Source organism: Sphingomonas sp. BL2, from assembly GCF_056680015.1.
In genome coordinates this window covers 1,093,757-1,115,476 of record NZ_CM155261.1, presented here as the reverse complement: position 1 = coordinate 1,115,476, position 21,720 = coordinate 1,093,757, and the positions used below count along the sequence as shown (strand labels likewise).

The window sequence follows — 21,720 nt, the reverse complement described above, 5'->3', positions numbered from 1 at the left end:
ACTTTTGACTGTCCGGTTCGAAGACCGACCGATCCTTTCTACCACCCCGGCGAAGGCCGGGGCCTAGTTGGGCAGGCCAAGGTGACGAAGCGCGGCGCTATGTTAATCCTGTTCCCCAACTGGGCCCCGGCCTTCGCCGGGGTGGTGTTGGATATAAGTGAACGCGTCCTCTCCGCTCGCTGGTTCAGCAATCGAGCGCACCCGGCAATTCATCCCATCAACACCCCGCAATTCTACCCAGGTCATTGCGCCAGCCCACTTTACCCCCGATGTTGCCCGCCATGAGCGACGAAGTCTCCGCTGGCGTGACCGCGGTTCTCGGCCCGACCAACACGGGCAAGACGCACCTCGCGATCGAGCGTATGTGCGCGCATTCGAGCGGCATGATAGGCTTCCCGCTGCGCCTGCTCGCGCGCGAGGTCTACGACCGCGTCGTCGCGATAAAGGGCGCGAACCGAGTCGCGTTGGTCACGGGCGAAGAGAAGATCGTCCCGCCCGACGCGCGCTGGTTCCTCTGCACCGCCGAGTCGATGCCCGACCGCGACGTCGCCTTCGTCGGTATCGACGAAGCGCAACTCGGTGCCGATCCGGAGCGCGGCCACGTCTTCACCGACCGGCTGCTGCGTGCGCGGGGGCGCGAGGAGACGATAATCCTCGGCTCCGAGGCGTTGCGGCCGATGATCAAGAAGCTCGTCCCTGGCGCGGAGATCGTCAACCGGCCGCGATTCTCGACGCTGACCTACGCCGGCGCGAAGAAGATCAGCCGGTTGCCCAAGCGCTCGGCGATCGTCGCGTTCTCGGCGGAGGAAGTGTACGCGGTCGCCGAAATGCTGCGGCGTCTTCGCGGGGGTGCTGCCGTCGTGATGGGCGCACTCAGCCCCCGCACCCGCAACGCGCAGGTCGCGATGTTCCAGGCGGGCGAGGTTGATTACTTGGTCGCGACCGACGCGATCGGCATGGGGCTCAACATGGACGTCGCGCATGTCGCGTTCGCCAGCCTCAACAAGTTCGACGGCAAGCGCCAGCGTCGCCTCACGGTGGCGGAGATGGCGCAGATCGCGGGGCGTGCGGGGCGGCATCAGCGCGACGGCACGTTCGGCGCGCTGTCCGACGATGGTCCCGGCGCGTTCCTGCCCGAGGAAGTGCTGGCGATCGAGGAACACCGGTTTCCGCGGCTCGAAAACCTCTATTGGCGGCAGGGCGAGCCTGATTTTTCCAGCATCGACGCGCTGGTGGCAAGCCTCGAAGCGCGCCCGCCCGCTGGCATTTTGCGCGCCGCGCCGCAAGCGCTCGACCTCGGCGTCTTGAAGCGGCTGGCCGAGGAGGGCTGGGTGCGCGAGCGCGCGCGGCATCCGGCGATGGTCGCGCGACTATGGGCTGCTTGCGGCCTGCCCGATTTCCGCAAAGTCGGCCTTGATCCACATGCTCGGTTCGTGTCACGGGTGTTCGGGCATCTCAGCGAGGGACGGGGGCATATCCCGCACCAATGGTTCGCGGACGAGATCGCGCGGCTCGATACGGTGGCGGGCGACGTGCCGGTGATCGCCGGGCGGATCGCGGCGACGCGGATCTGGGCGTATATCGCGCAGCGCGCCGACTGGCTGGCGGAGCCGACGCTCTGGGCCGCGCGCACCGCCGCGCTCGAAGAACGCCTGTCGGATGCGCTGCACGCGAGCCTGACGCAGCGCTTCGTCGACAAGCGCACGACCGCGTTGATGCGCCAGATCGGTGCGGATGCGGGCGCGTTGCCGGTGGTGATCGGGCCCGAGGGCGAGGTGATGGTCGAGGATCATCCGATCGGTCGCCTCGACGGGTTCCGCTTCACCGTCGCCGCGGACGCCCGCGCGAGCGACAAGCGGCTGCTGCTCGCGGCGGCGGAGAAGCGGCTGACCGGCGAGCGGTCGCGGCGCGGGCAATCGCTGGTCGATGCGCCGGACGCCGATATCGCGCTCGACGATGCAGCGCAGATCATCTGGGCGGGTCACCCGGTCGCCAAGCTTGGCGCGGGGCCGTCGTTCGCGCGCCCGAAGCTGATTCTCGACCGGTCGCTCGATTGCCTCGGCAAGCCCGCGCGGGATCGGATCGAGGCGCGGCTGGCGTTGTGGCTTGCGGGAATGCTGAAGCGGCGGATTGCCGTGCTGGTCCACCTCGCCGAATTGAGCCGTGATCCCGCGGCGACGCCGGCGTTGCGCGCGGTCGCCAGTGCGATCGAGGAGGCTGGCGGGATCCTGCCGCGGTTGCCGATGCGGCTCGCGCTCGACGCGATCGATCCCGAGGAGCGCAAGCGGTTGCGGAAAATCGGCATTACGGTCGGCGCGCTCGACCTGTTCGACGCGCGGTTGCTCAAGCCCGAGTCGGCGCGTTGGCGGCGCATCCTCGCGGCGGCTCGCGGTACGACGATAGCCGCCCCGCGAGATGGGGCGACCGTGCTGACGCGTGGCAGCACGGGTGCGGTTCTGGAGGCGGGGTTCCGTCCGCTTGGACTCCAGGCAGTCCGGATCGACCTGATCGAGCGCATCGCGCGGGCCGCGCACGATTCGCGGCAGGGTCGCACGCCGTTCGCGCCCGATCCGGCGCTCGCCACCTCGATCGGCGTCGATGCGGCATCGCTGGAGCGGTTGATGGCCGAACTCGGGTTCAAGGCGCTGGCGGGGGACACACCGCGCTGGGTGTGGCGCGGCCGTCCGCCTGCACGCGCCGTTGCGCCCGCTCCGATCGATCCGTCGCGGCAGAATGCCTTTGCCGGGCTAGCCGCACTGGTCCGCCATGGTTGAAGGCGCGATGCGGATCGATCGGTTCCTGTGGTTCGTGCGGCTCGCGAAAACGCGCAGCGCCGCGCAGGCGATCGCCGAGAAGGGGCACCTGCGCATCGACGGCCGTCCGATCGATCGCGCGCATTGCCCGGTACGGGTCGGCAACGTGCTGACGTTTGCAGTGGCCGATCAGGTTCGGGTGATCCGTGTCGAAGCGCTCCCCTCGCGCCGCGGCCCCGCCCCCGAAGCTCAGGCGTGCTATCAGGACCTGATCGCTGGAAGGACGCCCGCCGGCACGATCCGCGGTCCTGCTTCGGAATAAATTCGATCCCCCCCCGCAAGGGGAAGGTGGCGCCGACGGTGACGGAGGGGGAGGATACGCAACCGAGGTTTTTCCTTTCCTCCCTTTCCGCCTAGTAAGTGCCAGCCACCTCCCCCTGGCGGGGGAGGATACGAGAGTGCAAAGCCTGATAACGTCTCGCAGAAGGCTTGCTATGATTGACGCGAGGGGTAGGCGCGCATAGTCGCTGGCGCGTTCGTCGCCGGAAAGGAATCCGGCCCAGGAGTTCTGCAATGACCTACGTCGTCACCGATGCCTGCATCCGCTGCAAGTACATGGACTGCGTGGAAGTGTGCCCGGTCGACTGCTTCTACGAAGGCGAGAACATGCTGGTGATCAATCCCAGCGAGTGCATCGACTGCGGCGTGTGCGAGCCGGAATGCCCCGCCGAAGCGATCCTGCCCGACACCGAAAGCGGCCTTGAGCAATGGCTCGAGTTGAACACGACGTTCTCGGCGCAATGGCCCAACGTCACGCGCAACGACAACCAGACGCCGCCGGACGCCGACGCGATGAAGGGCGTCGAGGGCAAGTTCGACAAGTATTTCTCGCCGGAGCCGGGCGCGGGCGACTGATTGATCCCAGTTAGGTCAAGCCGTATGCCATGTGCGGCGTACGTGCGGCTGGTAATTTTGTTGCAAAGCTGCTACTCACGTCCGCGACGGGCGCGATGACGATAGTCGTGCGCCTGGCGTGAGTTAGACCTATCCCTCCCCCGATGCAGCAGCGACGAGTCCTTCGTCGAGGCGTCGCGGCGAGGCCTGATCCGGAAAGGCCCCAAATGGCTGCCAAGGCACTGTCCTTCGATGTCGGTGATTTCGTCGTTTATCCCAAGCACGGAGTCGGCCGTGTGATCGAGCTCCAGCGCTCGGAAATCGCCGGCATGACACTGGAACTCTACGTCCTCCGGTTCGAGAAGGAGCGCATGACGCTCCGCGTACCGACCAACAAGGCCGAAAGCGTCGGCATGCGCAAGCTGTCGTCCGACAAGACGATGCGCGAGGCGATGGACACGCTCAAGGGCAAGCCCAAGGTCAAGCGCACCATGTGGTCGCGCCGTGCGCAGGAATATGAAGCGAAGATCAATTCGGGTGACCTCGTGTCGATCGCCGAAGTGGTCCGCGACCTGTTCCGTGCCGACGACCAGCCCGAGCAGAGCTATTCCGAGCGCCAGATCTTCGAAGGCGCGACCAGCCGCCTCGCGCGCGAACTGGCGGCGATGGAAGAGCTCGACGAGCCCAAGGCGCAGGAGAAGATCCTCGACATCCTCCGCGCCGCGGCCGCGATCTACAACAAGGACAAGGTGCCGGCTTAACCGCCGGGCGCTTTGACGAGATGAAAGGGCGGTCCTGCGGGGCCGCCCTTTTTTATGCGTCTCGATCCGGGGATCGAGCGCGACCGCCCCAAAGGGGCACTTGCGATTCGGCCTCCCCGTGCGCTTCCAGGCGCATCAAAAGCGCCGGCGGACCGTCCCGAATATTTGGCGGGGCGACCCCGCCTGCATCGTGTTGTTGAGCGACGCCGCGGTGTTGAAGAACTGGCCCGATCCCAGCGCAGCGATGTATTTCTGGTCGGTGAGGTTCACCGCGTTGACCTGGATCTCTACGCCGGCGAGCGCACTCGTCACCGGGAAGCGATAGCCGACCGCAGCATCGAACAGCGTGTAGCCCTTGACCGTCACGTCGCCGGTATAGGTGACGTTGCGCCGCGAGGTAAAGGCGCCCGCGACGTTCCCGAAGAATACGCCGTCGTCGTAGTTGATCTCGCCCTTGGCGAGATGCGCCGGCGTATCGACGGTGCGCACCCCCTTGGTCGCGACGAAGGCAGCGCCGTTGACGGTGTCGTCGTCATACGTGCTGTCGTTGTACGAATAGGAGGCGATCAGCGCGAGCGGGTGGGCCACCTGATAGGTCGCGCCGACTTCGACCCCGCGGCTGGTCACGCTGCCGACGTTCTGCAGGATGCTGGGGTTGCCGAGAATGTTCGCGCCGCTGAACGCCGCAAGGAGGCGGTTCTTGAACTTGACGTCATAGCCCGCGATCACGCCGCGAAGCTTGCCCAGATCGAACCGCCACCCGCCTTCGATAGTGCGCGAGGTCTCGGGCTTCAGCGTGTCGCGGATCGCCTCGAACCCGACCTGCGTCGTGCCGAACGGCCCGCGGAACGAACTGATATACGCGCGCATGTTCTCGGCATAATTGGCAAAGAACTCCTGCCGACCGAGCTTGTAGGTCGCTCCGACCTGCGGCTGGAACCAGTCCTTGGCGGCGATCTTGCCGTTGATGAACGGTGTGCCGAACGTCGTCGTGATGCCGTTGGCGACGCGCGTGCCCTTGAACCCGCCGGCGACCGTCAGCGCGTCCAGAACTTTCCAGCTGTCGCTGACGAAATACTGGTTCGTGACCGTCGTTAGGTCGGTCAGGAAGTCGCTGCGAAACGGGTTGGTCAGGAAATCGGTGACGTCGGGGCGGTTGTTGAGGCTCGCCGCGTAGTAATTGCGATCGGTACGGGCCTGGTTGTCCTCATGCCAATAACCGACCTGCAGCGTGTGGTCGCCGAGGCGTGCGGTTGCCTTGGCGATGCCGCCGTCGCGGTTGATGCCGTATTCGGTCGTACGCACGGATAGCGCGAAGCCGTCGGGCGAGAACACGGCGGGCGTGTAGATGCCGCCGCTGCCCTTGTCGTAATGATGGTAGTATGTCGCGGTCGCGTCGAGCCAGTCGGCGACCGGCACGTCCAGCGTCATCGCGCCGAGCCAGTCGCGACGCACGCCGCCGCTGTCGTAATAGGTGTCGTTGACGTTGGTGTAGGGCGTCGGGAACACGACCCCGGCGGTCGGGAAGGGCAGCGCGCGCTTGGCGGCGGCGGCGGTCTGGTTCGCGCTGACCTGCGACAGCAGGATCGCGGTCGCATAGTCGGGGCGCAGGAAGTCGAGACCGTAGCCGATCCGCTTGAGAGTCGCGGGCGACAGGTCGGCGTAATTGCGCTCCTTGTGGAGTGAGTAATTGAGCCATCCGGTCAGCGTCGCATCGCCCAGCTTCTGGACGATCTTGCCGTTCACCTTGGTGTCGGACTGGTTGCCGTATCCCTTCCACTTGCTCGCGTCGTGAATCACGCCCGACACCGACAGCAGCGTGCCGGTCGACAATTCGCCGCTGTCGAGCCGGCCGTACAGGTGCACGGTGTCGTACATGCCATAGGTCAGCGCGACCTCGCCGCCGGCCACTTGCGACGGCGCGCGCGAGACGAATTCGAGGTTGCCGCCCAGATTGCTGGTCGAGGCGATGCCGAGCGAGCCGGCGCCCTGCGACACGTCGACGCGGGCGATGTTCTCGGCAGCGATCGCGCGGCTGACGTGGAGACCGTTATGGCCGTTGTAGAACATGTCACCCAGCGGGACGCCGTCGAGCGTATAGCCCATCTGGCTCTGGTTGAATCCGCGCACCGACAGGCGCGTGCCGAGCTCGTAGCTACCGAACGGATCCGAGCTCTGGAGCGCGACACCCGGCAGGCGGGCGACCGCCTTCAGTGGCGAACTGCCCGGCGGCAGGATCTCGATCGCTTTGCGCGACACCGTCTGTTCCTGGCGGACTTTGCCGGTGCCGTAGACGACGATCTCGCCGTTGGTATCGGGCACGTCCTGCGCAGGCGCGGCGGCGGCTGTAACCTGGGCAAAAGCGGAGCCGGCAATGGCCAGCATCGCGCTCGCCGAGGCAAGCAGAAGCGTCTTCGAAATCACTGGAGGGTCCCGCCTGTTGAATATTTGGAGCGTCGCCGCTGGAGCGGCAATCGTTGTCGCCCGCCTAACTGTCGCTCGGGTCGCTTTCGTTACGGTGACGCTACGGAATTGTGACGTTTCGTCGAAGTGTCATGGGCTGGTCATCGGACGGCGATAGGCAACCCCATGACCAAACCCGATTTCCTGTGGCATCGGCGTGCCGTGCTGGGCGCAATGGCCTCGCTTGCCGCGCTTCCCTCGATCACGGTCGACGCCGCCGCGCGCAGCGATGCCGACCCGTTCGCGCTGGGTATCGCGAGCGGCGATCCCGATACCGACGGCTTCGTGCTATGGACCCGGCTGGTCGGCGCTCGCGCAGAGCCGCTCGCAGCATCGGCGGTGATCGTCCGGTACGAAATCGCCGAGGACGCCGCGTTTCGGCACATCGTCCGCTCCGGGCAGGGCCTCGCGCATCCCGAGCGCGCGCATTCGGTCCATGTCGAGATCGTCGGATTGCCTGCGGGACGCCTGTATTGGTACCGGTTCCATGCGCTCGGCGCGACCAGCCCGGTCGGTCGCGCGGCCACCGTGCCGAAGGTCGCGGACCGGCTGCGGCTTGCGGTGACGTCGTGCCAGCATTGGGAGCAGGCACGGTTCGGCGTCTACCGCGACATCGTCGCCGCCGAGCCCGACCTCATCCTGCAACTCGGCGACTACATCTACGAACAAAGCTACCCCGACGGTACGCGCGTCCGCGAGTTTGGAGCACCCGAACCACGCGATCTCGCCGGCTATCGCCAGCGTCACGCGCTTTACAAGACCGACCCCGACCTCCAGGCGGCCCATCGCGCGTGTCCCTGGGTAGTGACGTGGGACGATCACGAGGTGCTGAACGACTATGCCGGGCTCGCCAACCGAGAAGGCCTTCCCCCGGCGCTGTTCGCACCTCGGCGGGCCGCGGCGTACCAGGCATATTTCGAGCATATGCCGATCCGCCCGAGCCTCTGGCGCGGCAAGCGCGAACCGCGGCTGTATCGGGGCGTGGATTGGGCGGACCTAGCTTCGCTGTCGGTGCTCGACACACGGCAGTATCGGAGTGCACCACCCTGTGCCGCGCCGAACGTCGCGCGCAACGTGAAGCTCGACGCGTGCGCAGAGGCTGCGGCCCCGGCTCGGACGATCATGGGGGCGGCGCAGGAACGGTGGCTGTCCGATCGCCTAGCGCGCGAGCACCGGCCCTGGTCGCTGGTCGCGCAACAGGTGTTCTTCGCACCGCTATGGCTGGACGGTGCGCGGCGATCGACCTTCAGCGACCAATGGGACGGTTATGCTGCCAACCGCGAGCGATTTCTCACCGAGATGCGCCGACCGGCGGTACGCAATCCGGTAGTACTCAGCGGCGACGTGCATTCCTTCTGGGTCAACGACCTGGACGGACCCGGCGGCGCGCCGATCGGCAGCGAGATCGTCACCTCGGCACTTGGCGCCGCATCGCCACCCGCCGGGCGGTTCGGCGACGTGGAACGCAACAATCCACACATACGATTCCACGACGTCGATCATGCCGGATGGGTGAGGCTGGATATCGACCGGTCCGCCGTCCACGCGGACCTTCGCATGATCGCCGACCGTACGCGGGCCGACAGCGTCGTTCGGTCCGGAGGGACCTTCACGTCCTCGTCCGGATCGCGGCGGATGACGGCAACAAGCTGAACGCAGTCCCTCAAACCCAGTCCGCCAGCTTGCCCATCTCGCCGCGCGGAAGGCTGCTGCCGTAGCTAAAGCTCTTAGGTCGCTCGGGAGCGGTCAACCTGTCGGCGACCACGCGATCGAGCGCAGCGGACAGGTCGGCCTGGTCTCGCCCATCGACCGGGACGATAAACGCTTTCAACCGACCGTTCGTATCGAGCCGCACCGCGACGTCCGCTACACCGTCGGTATCGCACAAGATCCGGGCGACCCGGTCCGGCCAGACATTATGCCCGCCAACCTGCACGGCCCCGTCACGCCGCCCGATCGGTCGTAGCGTGCGATCTCCCGTTCGGTCGATCCTGTCGGGAAACTCGACCCGTGCACCGTCGCGATCGACGAGGTCCCAGTCGCCATCGTCGCGCGGTGCCAGATGCCAGCGCGGCAACAGGTCGTACGTGGACGCCGGCACCTCGCGGATCGCGATCGCGCTGGTTTCGGACGCGCCGTAGACATCGACGAGACGGGCCAACCCCATCGCCAAAAGGCTGGTCGCTACGTGATCTTCGAGCGCGCCCGCCGAACTGACGCCGACGACATCGTCCGGAAAACGCTTCACGATCCGCGACAGGGCCAGCCACTGCTCCGGTACCGCGATGACGATATCACCCGCCGTCAGGTCGAGCGCCGCGCCGATCGTCCGGACGACGACGGGTATGCCCAGCGTGCCCGGCAACAGCGCAGTCCAGACCATGCCGTACAGATGATGCGCAGGAACCATCGCGACGACCCGTCGCCGATCCGCAAACCGTGCGCCCATACAGGCGGCCTCGTCGAGCAGATCGGCAAGGGCGTGACGGCAAAGACGCGGCGTCCCGGTCGAGCCTGAAGTCGCAACGGTCACCTGGGGGTCGGAAGCGTTTAGGGCTGCAAGAATCCAGTCGATCCATGCACCGACCCGCGCCGGTGGTTCCGTACCGAGCCGGTCGTCGTCCAGGCCAAACGTCTCCGCCAGCGCGCCAAGCGCGCCCAGTTGCTCGATCGAGTCGAGCTCCAGACCCTGGTCGCCGATCGGCATATCCTCGGACCAGTCGACCACCGGCAAACGGGACACGTCGCCAGCGCGCAGACGGCGTATCTCGGCTGCGACGACCGCGCAGGCGATCCGGTGCGCGGCGGATCGTTGGAGCGCGAACACGCCGGCGCGGTCGATGACGCTTTCGTCTGGCGTCACGCCGCGTCGGACTGGGTATCGAAAACCTGGTTCCGACCCGCCCGCTTGGCGGCGTAAAGGCGTTTGTCCGCCAGCGCGATCAGCGCGTCGATCGAGCCATCGGCTTCCTCCAGCGTCGCGCAACCCAGGCTCGCAGTCACATGCAATACACCGGTCGACGTCTCGACCGCGACGGTCGCGATCTCGACGCGCAGTCGCTCGGCAAGCGCCATTGCCTGTTCGAGACGGTAGCGGGGGAGGAGGACGCCGAACTCCTCACCACCCAGGCGCGCGAAGACGCCGCTCGGGGGCAGCAGCGCCGTGCAGACCTCGGCCACCCGGCACAACAGGGTGTCGCCGGCGGGGTGTCCGTGGCTGTCGTTGACGGCCTTGAAATGATCCAGGTCCAGTGCGATCAGCGCCATTGGTTCGCGCAGATCGCGCCAGCGTGCCTGTGCTTTGGCCATCGCCTGACTGAATTGGCGCCGGTTGGCGGCGCCGGTCAGGTGATCGCAAGTGAGCAGTCGCCGCAGATCCCCGGTGGCGGCTTCGCGTCGCGGCACGTCGCGCAAGATGACAGAGAACCGGGGCGGTTTCAGCGGATCGCCAGCGGAGCGCGCGACCACCAGCCGTTGGCACCAATAGCGTTCGCCATCCGCACGTTGCTGCCATCCCTCCTGCAGATGCCAACCCTCCCGACCGGCAATCACCAGTTGCTCGTCGAGACGCATGTCGTCGCCGGCCAAGTCCGTGCTCAACACATCGGCCAGATTATGGCCGGTGACGTCGGCCGGTGCATGCCCCGTCTGCCGCAGGAAACAGCTATTGGCCGATGCGATCTCGCCCTCGGGCGTGATCGTCAGTGCGGCATACCCGTCGACATCGTCCAGCAGCGTGGCAAACCAGGTATCCGCCTGACGCAAGCGGTTCTCCTGGACGACCTGTTGGCTGATGTCGGCCAGCGTCGCCATCAAGCGATCCGGACCCAGCTTGACCAGCGTGCAGGCCAGCACCTTCGGTATCAGGCCCTGCCGCCCCGGCCCGAGCTCGACGAAAATGCGGTGACCATCGCAGATACGACCGGTGGCTGGCACGAACGCCGCTACCATGCTTCGTAATTCCGGTGCGTGCTGTTCGAACGCCGAGAACAGGTTGCTGGCGTCTCTGGCACCGGCGAGCGGCAACAGGTGCTGCATCGCATGCGGGTTCATCAGACTGATCTCGCCCGCCGCGCTGCATTCGATCAGCCCGACTGGACAGGCATACAGAAATTCGAGCAGTTCCTGTTCGCTGGACGTGTCGGTCATGTGCCCGGCCTCAACGTTCGATGAGCACGTAGCGCCGCTGTATCCCGGCTGTCGCTAGCAATCGCAGCCGCACCCTTGTCGGCCGCATGCGCAACGTCAGGACGTACGGAACGATGGCGTCGAGTTCCGGCTCGTCCTCGAACCGCTGCGCCACCATGAAATTGTTCATGCACTGCGCCACCGCTTCGAAGAACGGCACACCGATCACGGTTGCGGCGTCGAGCCCCGATAGCCGAGCCTCTGTCGCATTGTAGGTCTGAACGATCGTATCCTTGGCGAAGCCGACGACCCCGTACGGCAGTGAGTCACGCTCCTGGTCGCTCATGGCGTCTAGATAGCGCAACGGTATCGACTCGAAACTCGCTTCAATCACTGACACGGTTCGTAGCTCCCTGACGACGCGTCATGCCTTCATATCGTTAAATATTGCCTTCGGTTCAACGCTATAAGCCTGACAACATCACGTTTTAAGCAATGCCATGCCCGAACGCTCGCGCCTGAAAATGGGCCCCGCCTTTCTCGGCATCATTCGCGTCGCGGGTCAGATATACTGTGGTTCGGCGACCTCCACGGTTCGTCGATCAGAAAGCCAAGCCGCGAACTGATCGGCTTCCATCGGCCGCGCGAACCAGAAGCCTTGCACCTCCTCGCACCCTAACTGCGTCAGGATCGCCGCCGCCTCCGGCGTTTCGATCCCTTCCGCGACGACACGGTATCCCAGTTTGTGCGCGAGACCGATCATCGTCTCCACCAGCACGAAATCCGGCCCCGTTGCCCGGCTCAGGTTTCGCATGAATGCCTGGTCGATCTTGACAATGCTCGCGGGTAGCCGCTGTAGATAGGCAAGGCTGCTATGCCCCGTTCCGAAATCGTCGATCGCCAGGCAGATACCGGCTTCGGCGAGTTCGCGCAGCATTGCCAGCGCTTGGTCCGGCTGTTCCATAATCGCACTTTCGGTCAGTTCGATCTCCAGCCGTTCCGGTTGCAGGTTCCGCTTCAGCAGCGCCAGCTGGATCCGGTGGATCAGATCCACCTCGGCGAGATTGGCAGCGGAGATATTCACCGACAGTACCGGCAGGATACCCGCAGGTTGCCAGTCGACCAGTTGATCCATCGCCGCGTCGAGGACCCATTGGGTCGTCGGTCGCGCCAGCGACGTCTGCTCGATGATCGGGATGAATTCGGCAGGCGATACGTCGCCCAGTCTCGGATGGCGCCACCGCAGCAGCGCCTCCGCGCCAAGGCAGCGGCCGGTCGCCAGTTCGATCCTCGGCTGGTACATCAGCCGTAACTGGTCGCCCGCCTCGAGCGCCGCCCCGAAATCCTGCAACAGGCCGTATTGGCGGCGGTGCGCAATGTCGTTCGCAGGAGAATGGAGCGCGATAGAGCCGTCCGTGCCGCGTGCATCCTGCGCCGCGCTGGCTGCACCGCGCAGGACGTCGTCGGCCGAAACGCTGCCGACGATGAACGATCGTACGCCGATCGCGACGTTGGTGACGAAGCGGACGGACGACGATGCGTGCATGGCCTCGAAGCTGGATTTAAGCAGCGTCACATAGGCTAGTTGTTCGACTCCGGGCGGCGAGATGAACGCGAATTGGGCGCTGCCCACCTGATACGCGATCCGTCCCGGTCCCAACGTCACGCGGAGCGACTGCGACGCCTCGCGAATGAAGTCGTCGACTCGTGCCAGGCCCAGTGCGCGCGTGATCCGGCTGATCTGATCGTCGCGTGCCATATCGACGACGACGGCGAACCGTTGCTCACCCGGATGGTCTCGCTCGAGATCCATCAGGTCGTCGCGGAACTGGTTCCGGGTCGGCATGCCGGTGACGGGATCGATACGTCCGAACGCGTGCTGTAATTCGATCTGCGCCATGACCATTGCTGCAAGGTCGACGAGCGCGGCCAGTTCGACGTCGGTCGCCTTTCGGGGTTCGGTCCCCAGCACGCATAGCGATCCGAGGCCGTAGCCATCACGCGTGATCAGGGGCGCGCCGGCGTAGAACCGCGTACCGGCACGGCCAAGCACGCTGTCGGCATAGCAAGGGTCGACCTGAAAATCCTCGATGACCAGCAGTTGCGCCGATTCAGCGACCTGCGCGCACGGTGCTTTTTCGCGGGGAATGCTGCAATGCTCGACGCCCACGCGTGACTTGAACCATTGGCGGTCACGGTCAGTCAGCGATACCGCCGCTACGGGGAGCCTAAAGATCTGGCTCGCCATTCGCGTAATGCGATCGAATCCTTCGCTGGGCGGAGTGTCGAGCAACTTCAGCTGATACAGAGCATCTAGCCGGGCTTCTTCGTGATGGTCGCGCACACGATTCCTTTCACGTTCCCCTCTATATTCAGAACCTTAATGGTTTAATCTACATTAGAAAACGAGCGATAAACCTACATTAGGCAGTCTTTACATCGCTGATTTCGCACGGGGCTCGAACAGGGAAAGCGGATCGCGCCGCAGCGCCGCCAAACGATCGACGCCCCCAAACATGAAGAACTTGTCATTTTTGGTTTACCTCGACCCATGACCGCGGCTAGGGAGCGCGCTTCAAAAGGGTGGCAAGGTAATGATGCGGAAGGCTATTTTTCTTTCCGTGGGCGCGTGCCTGCCGCTGTTGGCGGCGTGCAACCGGCACCAGTCGACGCTCGCGCCGTTCGGCGAAGAGGCGGACAAGGTCCTCTCGATCACCATCGTCCTGGTCATCGGCGCGATCATTCTCGCGGGCGGGCTCGCGCTGCTGATGCGCCACGCGATGCGCGCGCCGGAAGGTCGGCTGACGCACAAGGGTGGGATGAAGCTGGTACTGTGGCTCGGCGGCATCGGGCCTTCGATCCTGCTGCTGGGCCTGTTGCTCTACGCCCTGCCCGCGATGCGGCCGCGCGAGGTGGCCAATAGCGACCTGCGTATCGGTGTCGAGGGCGAGCAGTTCTGGTGGCGCGTCCGCTATGCGCCGCCGGGCGGTTCGGTTGTCGAGACCGCGAACGAGCTCCGCCTGCCCGTCGGCCGCACCGTTGAACTGTCGCTCCGCAGCCCCGACGTCATCCACAGCTTCTGGGTGCCGGGCCTCGCCGGCAAGATGGACATGATCCCCGGCCGCACCAACCGGCTGGTCGTTCGCGCGACCAAGGCGGGGACGTACCGCGGCGTCTGCGCGGAGTTCTGCGGGCTCAGCCACGCGCTGATGGCGTTCGACGTAATCGCGATGGAGCCTGCCGCGTTCGAGCGGTGGCTCGCCGAGCAGCGCAAGCCGGCGGTCGTCACTGCGACGCCGGGCGCGCGCCTGTTCGCAAGTTACGGCTGTAGCGGGTGCCACAGCGTCCGCGGCGTCGGCCCGGTCGCGAAGATCGGCCCCGACCTGACGCACTTCGGCTCGCGTCCGACGCTCGCCGCGGGCGTGCTGCCGATGACGCATGCCAATATCGCCGGGTTCGTCCGCGATCCGGGCAAGACCAAGCCCGGCGTGCGGATGCCCGCCTTCCCGCAGATGTCGGCCGCCGAAGCCGACCAGATCGCAAGCTACCTTCAGGGGCTCAAATGACCACCGAGAGCACCCAGTACGTCGCCCCCGACCAGAACGATCCCGCGGTCCGCAAGGGCCAGGAAGATCGTTTGCGTGAAGTCTGGAAGCCGCCCACCGGCTGGTTCTTCCGCTGGACCGACGTCAACAACAACCGGATCGGCGTGTGGTACACGCTGACCGCGTTCGGGTTCATGCTGTTCGCGGGCGTGCTCGCGTTGATCATGCGGACGCAGCTCGCGGTGCCGAACAACGACCTCGTCACGGCGAACACGTTCAACCAGCTGTTCACGCTGCACGGCTCGATGATGATGTTCCTGTTCGCGGTGCCGATGTTCGAGGCGGTGTCGATCATCCTGCTGCCGCAGCTGCTCGGCGCGCGCGACCTGCCGTTCCCGCGGCTGTCGGGGTTCGGCTATTGGAGCTTCCTGATCGGCGGCGTCTTCGTGTCAGGCTCGATCTTCTTCGACGCGGCACCCGATGGCGGCTGGTTCATGTACCCGCCACTGACGACGCGCACCGATCTGAGCGGCCTAGGCGCGGATATCTGGATGCTGGGCCTGAGCTTCATCGAGGTGTCGTCGGTCGCCGCCGCGGTCGAGCTCATCGTCGGCGTGCTGAAATGCCGCCCGCCGGGCATGCGGCTGAACCTGATGCCGCTCTATGCCTGGTACATTCTGGTCGTCGCGGTGATGATCCTGTTCGCGTTCCCGCCACTGATCGCGGGCGACGTGCTGTTCGAGATGGAGCGGCTGCTGAACTGGCCGTTCTTCAACGCAGAGAAGGGCGGCGACCCGCTGCTGTGGCAGCACCTGTTCTGGATCTTCGGCCACCCCGAGGTCTACATCGTCTTCCTGCCGTCGATCGCGCTGTTCGCGATGCTGATCCCGACCTTCGCGCAGCGCCATCTACTCGGCTATCCGTGGATCGTTCTGGCCGCGGTTGGCACTGCGTTCCTGAGCTTCGGGCTTTGGGTCCACCACATGTTCACGACCGGGCTGCCGAAGATCAGCCTCGCCTTCTTCGCCGCGGCGTCGGAAGCGGTGGCGATCCCGACCGGCGTGCAGATCTTCGTGTTCATCGCGACGCTGTGGGCGGGCAACGTCAAGAAGTCGACGCCGCTGCTGTACGCGAGCGGAAGCCTGGCCGTGTTCGTGATCGGCGGGCTGACTGGCGTGATGGTCGCGGTCGCCCCGTTCGACTGGCAGGCGCACGATACGTATTTCATCGTCGCGCATCTTCATTACGTGCTGATCGGTGGCACGCTGCTGCCGCTGTTCGCCGGGCTGTATTATTACTGGCCGTTGGTGACGGGGAAGAAGCTGTCGGACAAGCTCGGGCGGATCGCGTTCTGGATCATGTTCGTCGGTATGAACCTGACCTTCTTCCCGATGCATCTGTCTGGCCTGCTCGGCATGCCGCGGCGCGTGTTTACCTATCCGGAGGAGCTCGGGATTGGTGGGCTTAACCTCGCCTCGACCGCGGGCTCGTACATGTTCGCGCTCGGCGTACTGATCGTCTGCATCGACCTTGCGCTGTCGCCGCGCCGTCCGAAGGCGCCGCGCAACCCGTGGGACGCCGGCACGCTCGAATGGCTCGCGCTGCCCGACGACGAGGACTGGGGCATCCGCTCGGTGCCGCTGATCGAGAGCCGCTATCCGATCTGGGACCAGAAGAACTTCGTCCAGAAGGTCGACGAGGGCCGCTTCTTCCTGCCCGACGCGGAGGAGATGCGGCGCGAGTCGATCATCACCACCGTGCTCGACGCGCGTCCGGTGCAGGTGATCCGCCTCGGTACGCCGAGCGTGAAGCCGATGATGACCGCGGTTGCGCTCGCGGGCGTGTTCATCCTGACGACGTACCACCTCTACATCTGGTCAGCGGTCAGCGGCGTCGCGACGCTTGCCTGCGTGCTGTGGTGGCTGTGGACCGGCACCGCCGAGATCCCCGAAAAGCCGACCAAGCATATCGGCCACGGCATCGAGGTGCCGCTCTATACGTCGGGGCCATCGGCGCCGGGCTGGTGGGCGATGTTCATCACGATGATGGCGGACGCGACCGCGTTCTCGGGGCTCGTGTTCGGCTATTTCTTCTTCTGGACGATCCACAACGACTTCCCGCCGAGCGGGGTCGGGCTCAACGGGCCGGGCGTTTTCTGGCCGATGGTCGCGCTGGCGCTGACGCTCACCGGCTGGGCTGCCACCGTCGGCGCGCGCGAAGTGCACCGCCGCGGCAACGTCGGTGCGGGCCGCGCGCTGCTGGTGGTCGGGATCGTCGCGACGCTGGCGAGCCTGTTCGCCGGGCTCGCGGGACCGTGGTATTCTGGGCTGGATCCCGAACTCCACGTCTATCCGGCGATCGTCTGGACGCTGGCGATCTGGACTGCGGTCCACGCCGCGATTGGGGTCATCATGCAGGCCTACACGCTCGCGCGCAGCCTCGCAGGCAAGATGACGCCGGTCTACGACGCGGACCTGCGCAACATCACCGTGTACCACCATTTCCTCGCGCTGACGGGCATCGTGACGTTCTGCACGATCGGCCTGTTCCCGGGTGTCGCATGACAGAGCCCAAGTCTGACCGGAAGCATTGGGCGCGCGACCTGAAGGTCACGTTGTGGACGCTGATCGTCCCGCCGACGATCTGGGCCGTACATTTCCTGTTCTGCTATCTGTGGGTCGCGGTAACCTGCGCGAAATCGTCGACCCCGGGGACGGCGTTGACCGGCTTCCCGCTCGCGACGCTGATCGCGACGATCGTCGCGCTGCTGGGGATCGTAGCGGCAGGCTATATCGCGCGTGTCCAGTCGGAGACGCCCGGCGATCCGGCGCCGCACGAACAGGGCACCGCGATTGATCGCCTCCGCTTCCTCGCGCTGTCGACGCGGTTGCTGGCGGGACTGAGCTTCGTCGCGGTGATCTTCACGGCGCTACCGGTCATAATGTTCGGCGATTGCCGATGAGACGCGCGAGCCTCGCACTGGGCGCCGTGCTAGTCCCGCTCGGCTGGGCGTTTGCCGCAGCGCCGCTTGGGATGGTCGGCCACATGGCGGGTCACATGATAGCGGTCGCCGTCGCCGCGCCGTTCCTCGCGTACGGGATCGCGGGAAGCCGCTTCGATCCCGCCGAGCGCTGGCCGACGGTCGTGACCCCACTCGCGATGTCGCTCGTCGAACTCGTCGTCGTCTGGCTCTGGCACCTCCCCGCGCTGAGGCTCGGCGTCGACATGCAGCCGCTCGCGCTGCTCATCGAACAAGCCAGCTTCATCATCGCCGGCGTCCTTCTCTGGAGCGCAGTTCTCGGGACCCGCATCGGCGGTGCGACCGACCGTCGCGCGTCGGGTGTGGCAGCGTTGCTGCTGACCTCAATGCACATGACCCTGCTCGGCGCATTGATCGGCCTCGCCCCGCGCCCCCTCTACGCGATGATGGCGATGCACCCGGCGATCCACGGCCTCGACGCACTCGAAGACCAGCAGCTTGGCGGCGTCGTCATGCTGATGGTCGGCGCGGCGAGCTATTTCATCGGCGGGCTCGCGATGCTCGGCGGACTGTTGAAGACACGGAGCGCGACCGCATGACGATCCGGATAACCTGGGCGCGCGCCGCCGCCGCCATCGTCGGACTGGCACTGGCCGGGCTGTTGTTCGCCTGGTCGGGGGTGTTCAACATCGCCGCATCGTCGGGCCATTGGAAGATCACCGACTGGTTCCTCCACTGGACGATGCGCAACTCAGTCCGCACCTACGCCGCGGTCACCACGCCCGACGATCCCAAGGCGAACGAAGGCCTCGTCAGTGCCGCCGGCCTGTTCAAGGCAAGCTGTGCCTCGTGCCACGGCGCCCCTGGTGTGCGGCCGCTGCCGGTGATGCAGGCGGCGACGCCACCCGCTCCGAACCTGTCGATCAACGCGCGCGATTGGACCGACAAGCAGATCTTCTGGATTCTCAAGCACGGCGTCAAATACACCGGCATGCCCGGCTGGGCCGCCAAGGACCGCGACGACGAAGTCCGCCGCATGGTCGCGTTCGTCCGCCTGCTGCCGGAAATGTCGCCCGCGACCTATCGCTCGCTGACCGAAGTGCCCGGCGTCACCGATGCCAGAATCGCCACCTGCGCAGGCTGCCACGGCGCAGATGGGCGTGGTCGCGGCCAGCCTGACATGCCGGTACTGGGCGGCCAGAGCCGCGCGTATCTCCGCGCCGCACTGGAAGCATATGCAACCGGCAAGCGGCAAAGCGCGGTGATGGCAAACGCCGCCGCGACGCTGACGCCGGAAGAGATGGCGCGGCTGGCAGATCACTTCGCGGCGATGCCCGGCATCGGCCGTGCAACACCGTCAGGTTCGCTTGAAGCGGCAAAGATCGATCGAGAAGGCCTGCCCAAGGTCCAGCTCCCCGCCTGCGCAAGCTGTCATGCCCCCGGGAAACCCTACCCGGTACTCGCCGGCCAGCGCGCCAGCTACATCGCACAACGCCTCCGCAACTGGCGCGGCGACGAGACGGTGGTCGACGCACGAAAGTCGCAGTCGACGATGCCGGTCATCGCCCGCCGCATTCCGGAGGACATGATCGATCCGCTCGCACGCTACCTCGCGGGCCGCTGATCCGTCCGGCCGCTCCGTCAGCGACTGCGGTAGTGCTGACGCGCAGCCGGCAGCCCCGGATTGCTGGGCTTTAGGCATCGCCTAGGGACCCAGCGCTTTTCGGGCAGTCGTCGGTAGATTCTATTGATTATGCGGGTGTCCGGCAGGCTTGCAAATTACGCGATGACCGTCGGCCAGGAACCCAACTATGCCGACACGCAGCGTCGCGTCGCCGATGTGGTGGGCGAGCACATCTTTGTACTGATCACGAGTTACCCCCCGGTTCCGGCGCACGGAACGTCGCGGCCGCTGCTTCGCTGTGATGTCAGCGGGCGGCGTGCCCGGGGATGAGGACGGCGAGCATGACCCAGAAACCAAGCGATACGATCACGGATGAGCGTGGCGGTGGCCTGTCCCGTCCAGCTGCGCTGGCGGTGGTCGTGGCGGTGCTCGGCGCGAGCGCGGTGCTCGGGCGCCGCAACGCGCCCGATCCGTCGCACCCCGGTATTCGACGCTGGTACAAGCGGCTCGACAAGCCAGCCTACACGCCGCCCGACGCCGCGTTCGGCGCGGTATGGCCGGTTCTGGAGACTGGCCTCGCGGTCGGCGGCTATCGGTTGTTGCGCCGCCCCGCCGACGCGCCGCGCAACTTGGCGGTCGGACTTTGGCTGCTGAATACGGGGATGGTCGGCGGCTGGACCGAATTGTTCTTCCGTCGCAAGGCACTCGGCCCCAGCGCGGTCGCGTCGGGTGCGATGATCGCCAGCGGTGCCGGCTATGTCGCGGCCGCGGCCAAGGTCGATCGTACCGCGGCGGCCACTGCGGTCCCGTTCGTAGCCTGGCTCGGTTTCGCGACCCTGCTTGCCGAGCGCATCTGGGAGCGGAACCGGTCCGACGGCCCGGACAAGGCATGACTCGCCTGACGGTCTGGCATGATGGCGGATGTCCGCTGTGCCGACGCGAGATCGCGCTGATGCGCCGTCTCGATCGACGTGGCGCCATAGATTTCGTCGATGCCAGCGACGGCGAGACGAGCTGCCCGATCGATCGAGCTGCGATGCTGGCGCGGTTTCATGCGCGCGAAGGGGACCGGATGCTGTCCGGCGCCGCGGCTTTCGCAGCGATGTGGCGCGCCATCCCGCTGCTGCGACCGCTGGGGCTGGCAGCGCGCAACCCGGTCGTCCTGACTGGGCTAGAGCGAGTGTATCGGGCGTTTCTCCACGTCCGACCTCGCTTGCAGTCGTTCGCCCGGAAGGTGGATCGCACCGCATGAGGCCGGTCGTTCCCGATACCGCGCGACCGGGCCAGGAAAGCGTCTGGGATTATCCGCGTCCGGCGATCGCGCAACGCAGCGATCGTCATGTCCTGATCGAGCACCGCGGGGTGACGCTCGCCGACACACGGCACAGCGTCCGCACGATCGAGACCAGCCATCCGCCGAGCTATTATATCCCGCCCTCCGACATCCTGATGTCGGCGCTCCGGCGTTCCACGCGGCAATCCTTCTGCGAATGGAAGGGCAACGCAGTCTATTACGATGTCGAGATCGCGGGCGATGTCCTTCGCGATGTCGCCTGGAGCTATCCGTCGCCGACCGCTGCGTTTGCCGGCCTGCGCGACCACATAGCGTTCTACGCAGGCCCGTTCGACGGGTGCTTCGTCGATGGTGAACGCGTCATCCCACAGCCCGGCGAGTTTTACGGCGGCTGGATCACCGCCGATCTCGCCGGACCGTTCAAGGGCGTGCCCGGTAGCCGCTACTGGTAGGTCGCCGCGCGACGACCCGAATGCGCTCACCCTCCAGTATGGGCGTTACTCGGTTCATCGCATTTCGATGTTGTTTACACCTTTGGCATAGCCGGACGCGTTAGAGGGGTGTGCCGGCTCGCCATCAACCTTTGGCTCGTCACCAAGGCGGGTCGGCACACCCTGTTGAAGATCCCCGAGCCAGATCGACGCGTTACGATGCCTCGGCGATCAGCTTTGCGGCGGCGGGCGTGTTCCATTCATAGCCGCCGGTCATCCGCCACACTTCCTTGCCCGTCGAATCGTACAGGATCGTGGTCGGCAGGTTCGCCTGATAGGCGAGGCTGAGACCGAGCTTCGGATCGAGATACGGCTTCAGCGTCGAGAACTTCTTTTCGGCGAAGAACGGCGTCACCTTCTCCGCGCCCTGCATGTCCTGGCTGACCGCGATCACCTGAACCTTGCCCTCCATCGATTTGGCAGCGGCATCGAGCGTCGGCATTTCCGCTACGCACGGCGCGCACCAGGTCGCCCACATGTTGAGCAGCAACGGCTTGCCCTTGAACGAGGCGAGCATGACGGACTTGCCATCGGGCGCGGTGAAGGCGACCGTCGGGCCGGTCTCGCCCTTGTGGCTGCGGTCGAGCTTTTCGGTGCTGGCGGCAGGGCCGGTGGCTTCGTCGGGCGTGGGGCCGGACGCGACCTCGTCGGCTGACACGGTGTTCGCGGTGACGACGTTTGCTTGCTCCGGCGCGGGTGATTTCCTATCGCAGCCGGCGACCAGCAGGCCCATCCCGACGAAACAGATGATGGGGCGCGAATTGAACACAGGACGCGAAAACATGGA

The 21,720-nt window shown here is 65.8% G+C and carries 19 protein-coding genes; 13 read left to right on the top strand and 6 right to left on the bottom strand.

Annotated elements, in window-relative coordinates; translation table 11 throughout:
* The first annotated feature begins 281 nt into the window (after positions 1-281).
* The 4 genes from AC1ME3_RS05055 to AC1ME3_RS05040 all read left to right on the top strand — a co-directional run bounded on the left by AC1ME3_RS05055 (position 282) and on the right by AC1ME3_RS05040 (position 4,408).
* Positions 282-2,774: a helicase-related protein gene (locus AC1ME3_RS05055; RefSeq protein ID WP_480955111.1), complete on the top strand. Its 2,493-nt coding sequence runs from the start codon at positions 282-284 to the stop codon at positions 2,772-2,774.
* Between the two features lie 7 nt (positions 2,775-2,781).
* Entirely contained in the window at positions 2,782-3,075 is a 294-nt protein-coding gene (locus tag AC1ME3_RS05050) for an RNA-binding S4 domain-containing protein (RefSeq protein WP_480955110.1), read from the top strand.
* Positions 3,076-3,326: 251 nt separating this feature from the next.
* Positions 3,327-3,668: a ferredoxin FdxA gene (fdxA, locus tag AC1ME3_RS05045; protein WP_031393648.1), complete on the top strand. Its 342-nt coding sequence runs from the start codon at positions 3,327-3,329 to the stop codon at positions 3,666-3,668.
* 206 nt (positions 3,669-3,874) lie between these two features.
* Positions 3,875-4,408, top strand: coding sequence for a CarD family transcriptional regulator (locus tag AC1ME3_RS05040; protein ID WP_056053923.1), 534 nt, complete (start codon positions 3,875-3,877; stop codon positions 4,406-4,408).
* Positions 4,409-4,543: 135 nt separating this feature from the next.
* On the opposite strand, the gene AC1ME3_RS05035 is transcribed toward AC1ME3_RS05040, so the two are convergent.
* On the bottom strand, positions 4,544-6,832 hold the full coding sequence (locus tag AC1ME3_RS05035; protein ID WP_480955109.1) for a TonB-dependent receptor: 2,289 nt from the start codon (positions 6,830-6,832) through the stop codon (positions 4,544-4,546).
* A 165-nt stretch (positions 6,833-6,997) separates the two neighbouring features.
* Between AC1ME3_RS05035 and AC1ME3_RS05030 the strand changes: the two genes are divergently transcribed.
* Positions 6,998-8,524 (top strand): alkaline phosphatase D family protein, encoded by a 1,527-nt coding sequence (locus AC1ME3_RS05030; RefSeq protein WP_480955108.1) that lies wholly within the window; start codon positions 6,998-7,000, stop codon positions 8,522-8,524.
* Positions 8,525-8,534: 10 nt separating this feature from the next.
* On the opposite strand, the gene AC1ME3_RS05025 is transcribed toward AC1ME3_RS05030, so the two are convergent.
* The 4 genes from AC1ME3_RS05025 to AC1ME3_RS05010 all read right to left on the bottom strand — a co-directional run bounded on the left by AC1ME3_RS05025 (position 8,535) and on the right by AC1ME3_RS05010 (position 13,343).
* The gene (locus AC1ME3_RS05025) at positions 8,535-9,734 is read right to left on the bottom strand and encodes an AMP-binding protein (RefSeq protein ID WP_480955107.1); all 1,200 of its coding nucleotides are present in this window, start codon (positions 9,732-9,734) and stop codon (positions 8,535-8,537) included.
* Positions 9,731-11,020, bottom strand: a complete 1,290-nt coding sequence (locus AC1ME3_RS05020; RefSeq protein ID WP_480955106.1) for a GGDEF domain-containing protein — start codon at positions 11,018-11,020, stop codon at positions 9,731-9,733. The genes AC1ME3_RS05025 and AC1ME3_RS05020 overlap by 4 nt, the downstream gene beginning before the upstream one ends.
* Before the next feature lie 10 nt (positions 11,021-11,030).
* On the bottom strand, positions 11,031-11,399 hold the full coding sequence (locus tag AC1ME3_RS05015) for a phosphonate transporter (protein WP_480955105.1): 369 nt from the start codon (positions 11,397-11,399) through the stop codon (positions 11,031-11,033).
* A gap of 162 nt (positions 11,400-11,561) precedes the next feature.
* Positions 11,562-13,343 (bottom strand): sensor domain-containing phosphodiesterase, encoded by a 1,782-nt coding sequence (locus tag AC1ME3_RS05010; protein ID WP_480955104.1) that lies wholly within the window; start codon positions 13,341-13,343, stop codon positions 11,562-11,564.
* Positions 13,344-13,596: 253 nt separating this feature from the next.
* Here AC1ME3_RS05010 and AC1ME3_RS05005 point away from each other — a divergent pair, with 253 nt between their 5' ends.
* The 8 genes from AC1ME3_RS05005 (at position 13,597) to AC1ME3_RS04970 (ending at position 20,894) form a co-directional block, all read left to right on the top strand.
* The gene (locus tag AC1ME3_RS05005; RefSeq protein WP_480955763.1) at positions 13,597-14,565 is read left to right on the top strand and encodes a cytochrome c oxidase subunit II; all 969 of its coding nucleotides are present in this window, start codon (positions 13,597-13,599) and stop codon (positions 14,563-14,565) included.
* On the top strand, positions 14,562-17,108 hold the full coding sequence (gene ctaD / locus AC1ME3_RS05000) for a cytochrome c oxidase subunit I (protein ID WP_480955103.1): 2,547 nt from the start codon (positions 14,562-14,564) through the stop codon (positions 17,106-17,108). Before AC1ME3_RS05005 ends, ctaD begins: the two co-directional genes overlap by 4 nt.
* Positions 17,105-17,506, top strand: a complete 402-nt coding sequence (locus AC1ME3_RS04995) for a hypothetical protein (protein ID WP_107952930.1) — start codon at positions 17,105-17,107, stop codon at positions 17,504-17,506. The genes ctaD and AC1ME3_RS04995 overlap by 4 nt, the downstream gene beginning before the upstream one ends.
* Entirely contained in the window at positions 17,503-18,123 is a 621-nt protein-coding gene (locus AC1ME3_RS04990; RefSeq protein WP_480955102.1) for a cytochrome c oxidase assembly protein, read from the top strand. The genes AC1ME3_RS04995 and AC1ME3_RS04990 overlap by 4 nt, the downstream gene beginning before the upstream one ends.
* Positions 18,120-19,148 (top strand): c-type cytochrome, encoded by a 1,029-nt coding sequence (locus AC1ME3_RS04985; RefSeq protein WP_480955101.1) that lies wholly within the window; start codon positions 18,120-18,122, stop codon positions 19,146-19,148. Before AC1ME3_RS04990 ends, AC1ME3_RS04985 begins: the two co-directional genes overlap by 4 nt.
* 341 nt (positions 19,149-19,489) lie before the next feature.
* Entirely contained in the window at positions 19,490-20,041 is a 552-nt protein-coding gene (locus AC1ME3_RS04980; RefSeq protein ID WP_480955100.1) for a TspO/MBR family protein, read from the top strand.
* Entirely contained in the window at positions 20,038-20,400 is a 363-nt protein-coding gene (locus AC1ME3_RS04975) for a thiol-disulfide oxidoreductase DCC family protein (protein WP_480955099.1), read from the top strand. Before AC1ME3_RS04980 ends, AC1ME3_RS04975 begins: the two co-directional genes overlap by 4 nt.
* Positions 20,397-20,894 (top strand): DUF427 domain-containing protein, encoded by a 498-nt coding sequence (locus AC1ME3_RS04970; RefSeq protein ID WP_480955098.1) that lies wholly within the window; start codon positions 20,397-20,399, stop codon positions 20,892-20,894. Before AC1ME3_RS04975 ends, AC1ME3_RS04970 begins: the two co-directional genes overlap by 4 nt.
* Positions 20,895-21,087: 193 nt before the next feature.
* Here the strand turns inward: AC1ME3_RS04970 and AC1ME3_RS04965 are convergent, their stop codons facing one another.
* Entirely contained in the window at positions 21,088-21,717 is a 630-nt protein-coding gene (locus AC1ME3_RS04965) for a TlpA family protein disulfide reductase (RefSeq protein ID WP_480955097.1), read from the bottom strand.
* Positions 21,718-21,720 lie beyond the last annotated feature (3 nt).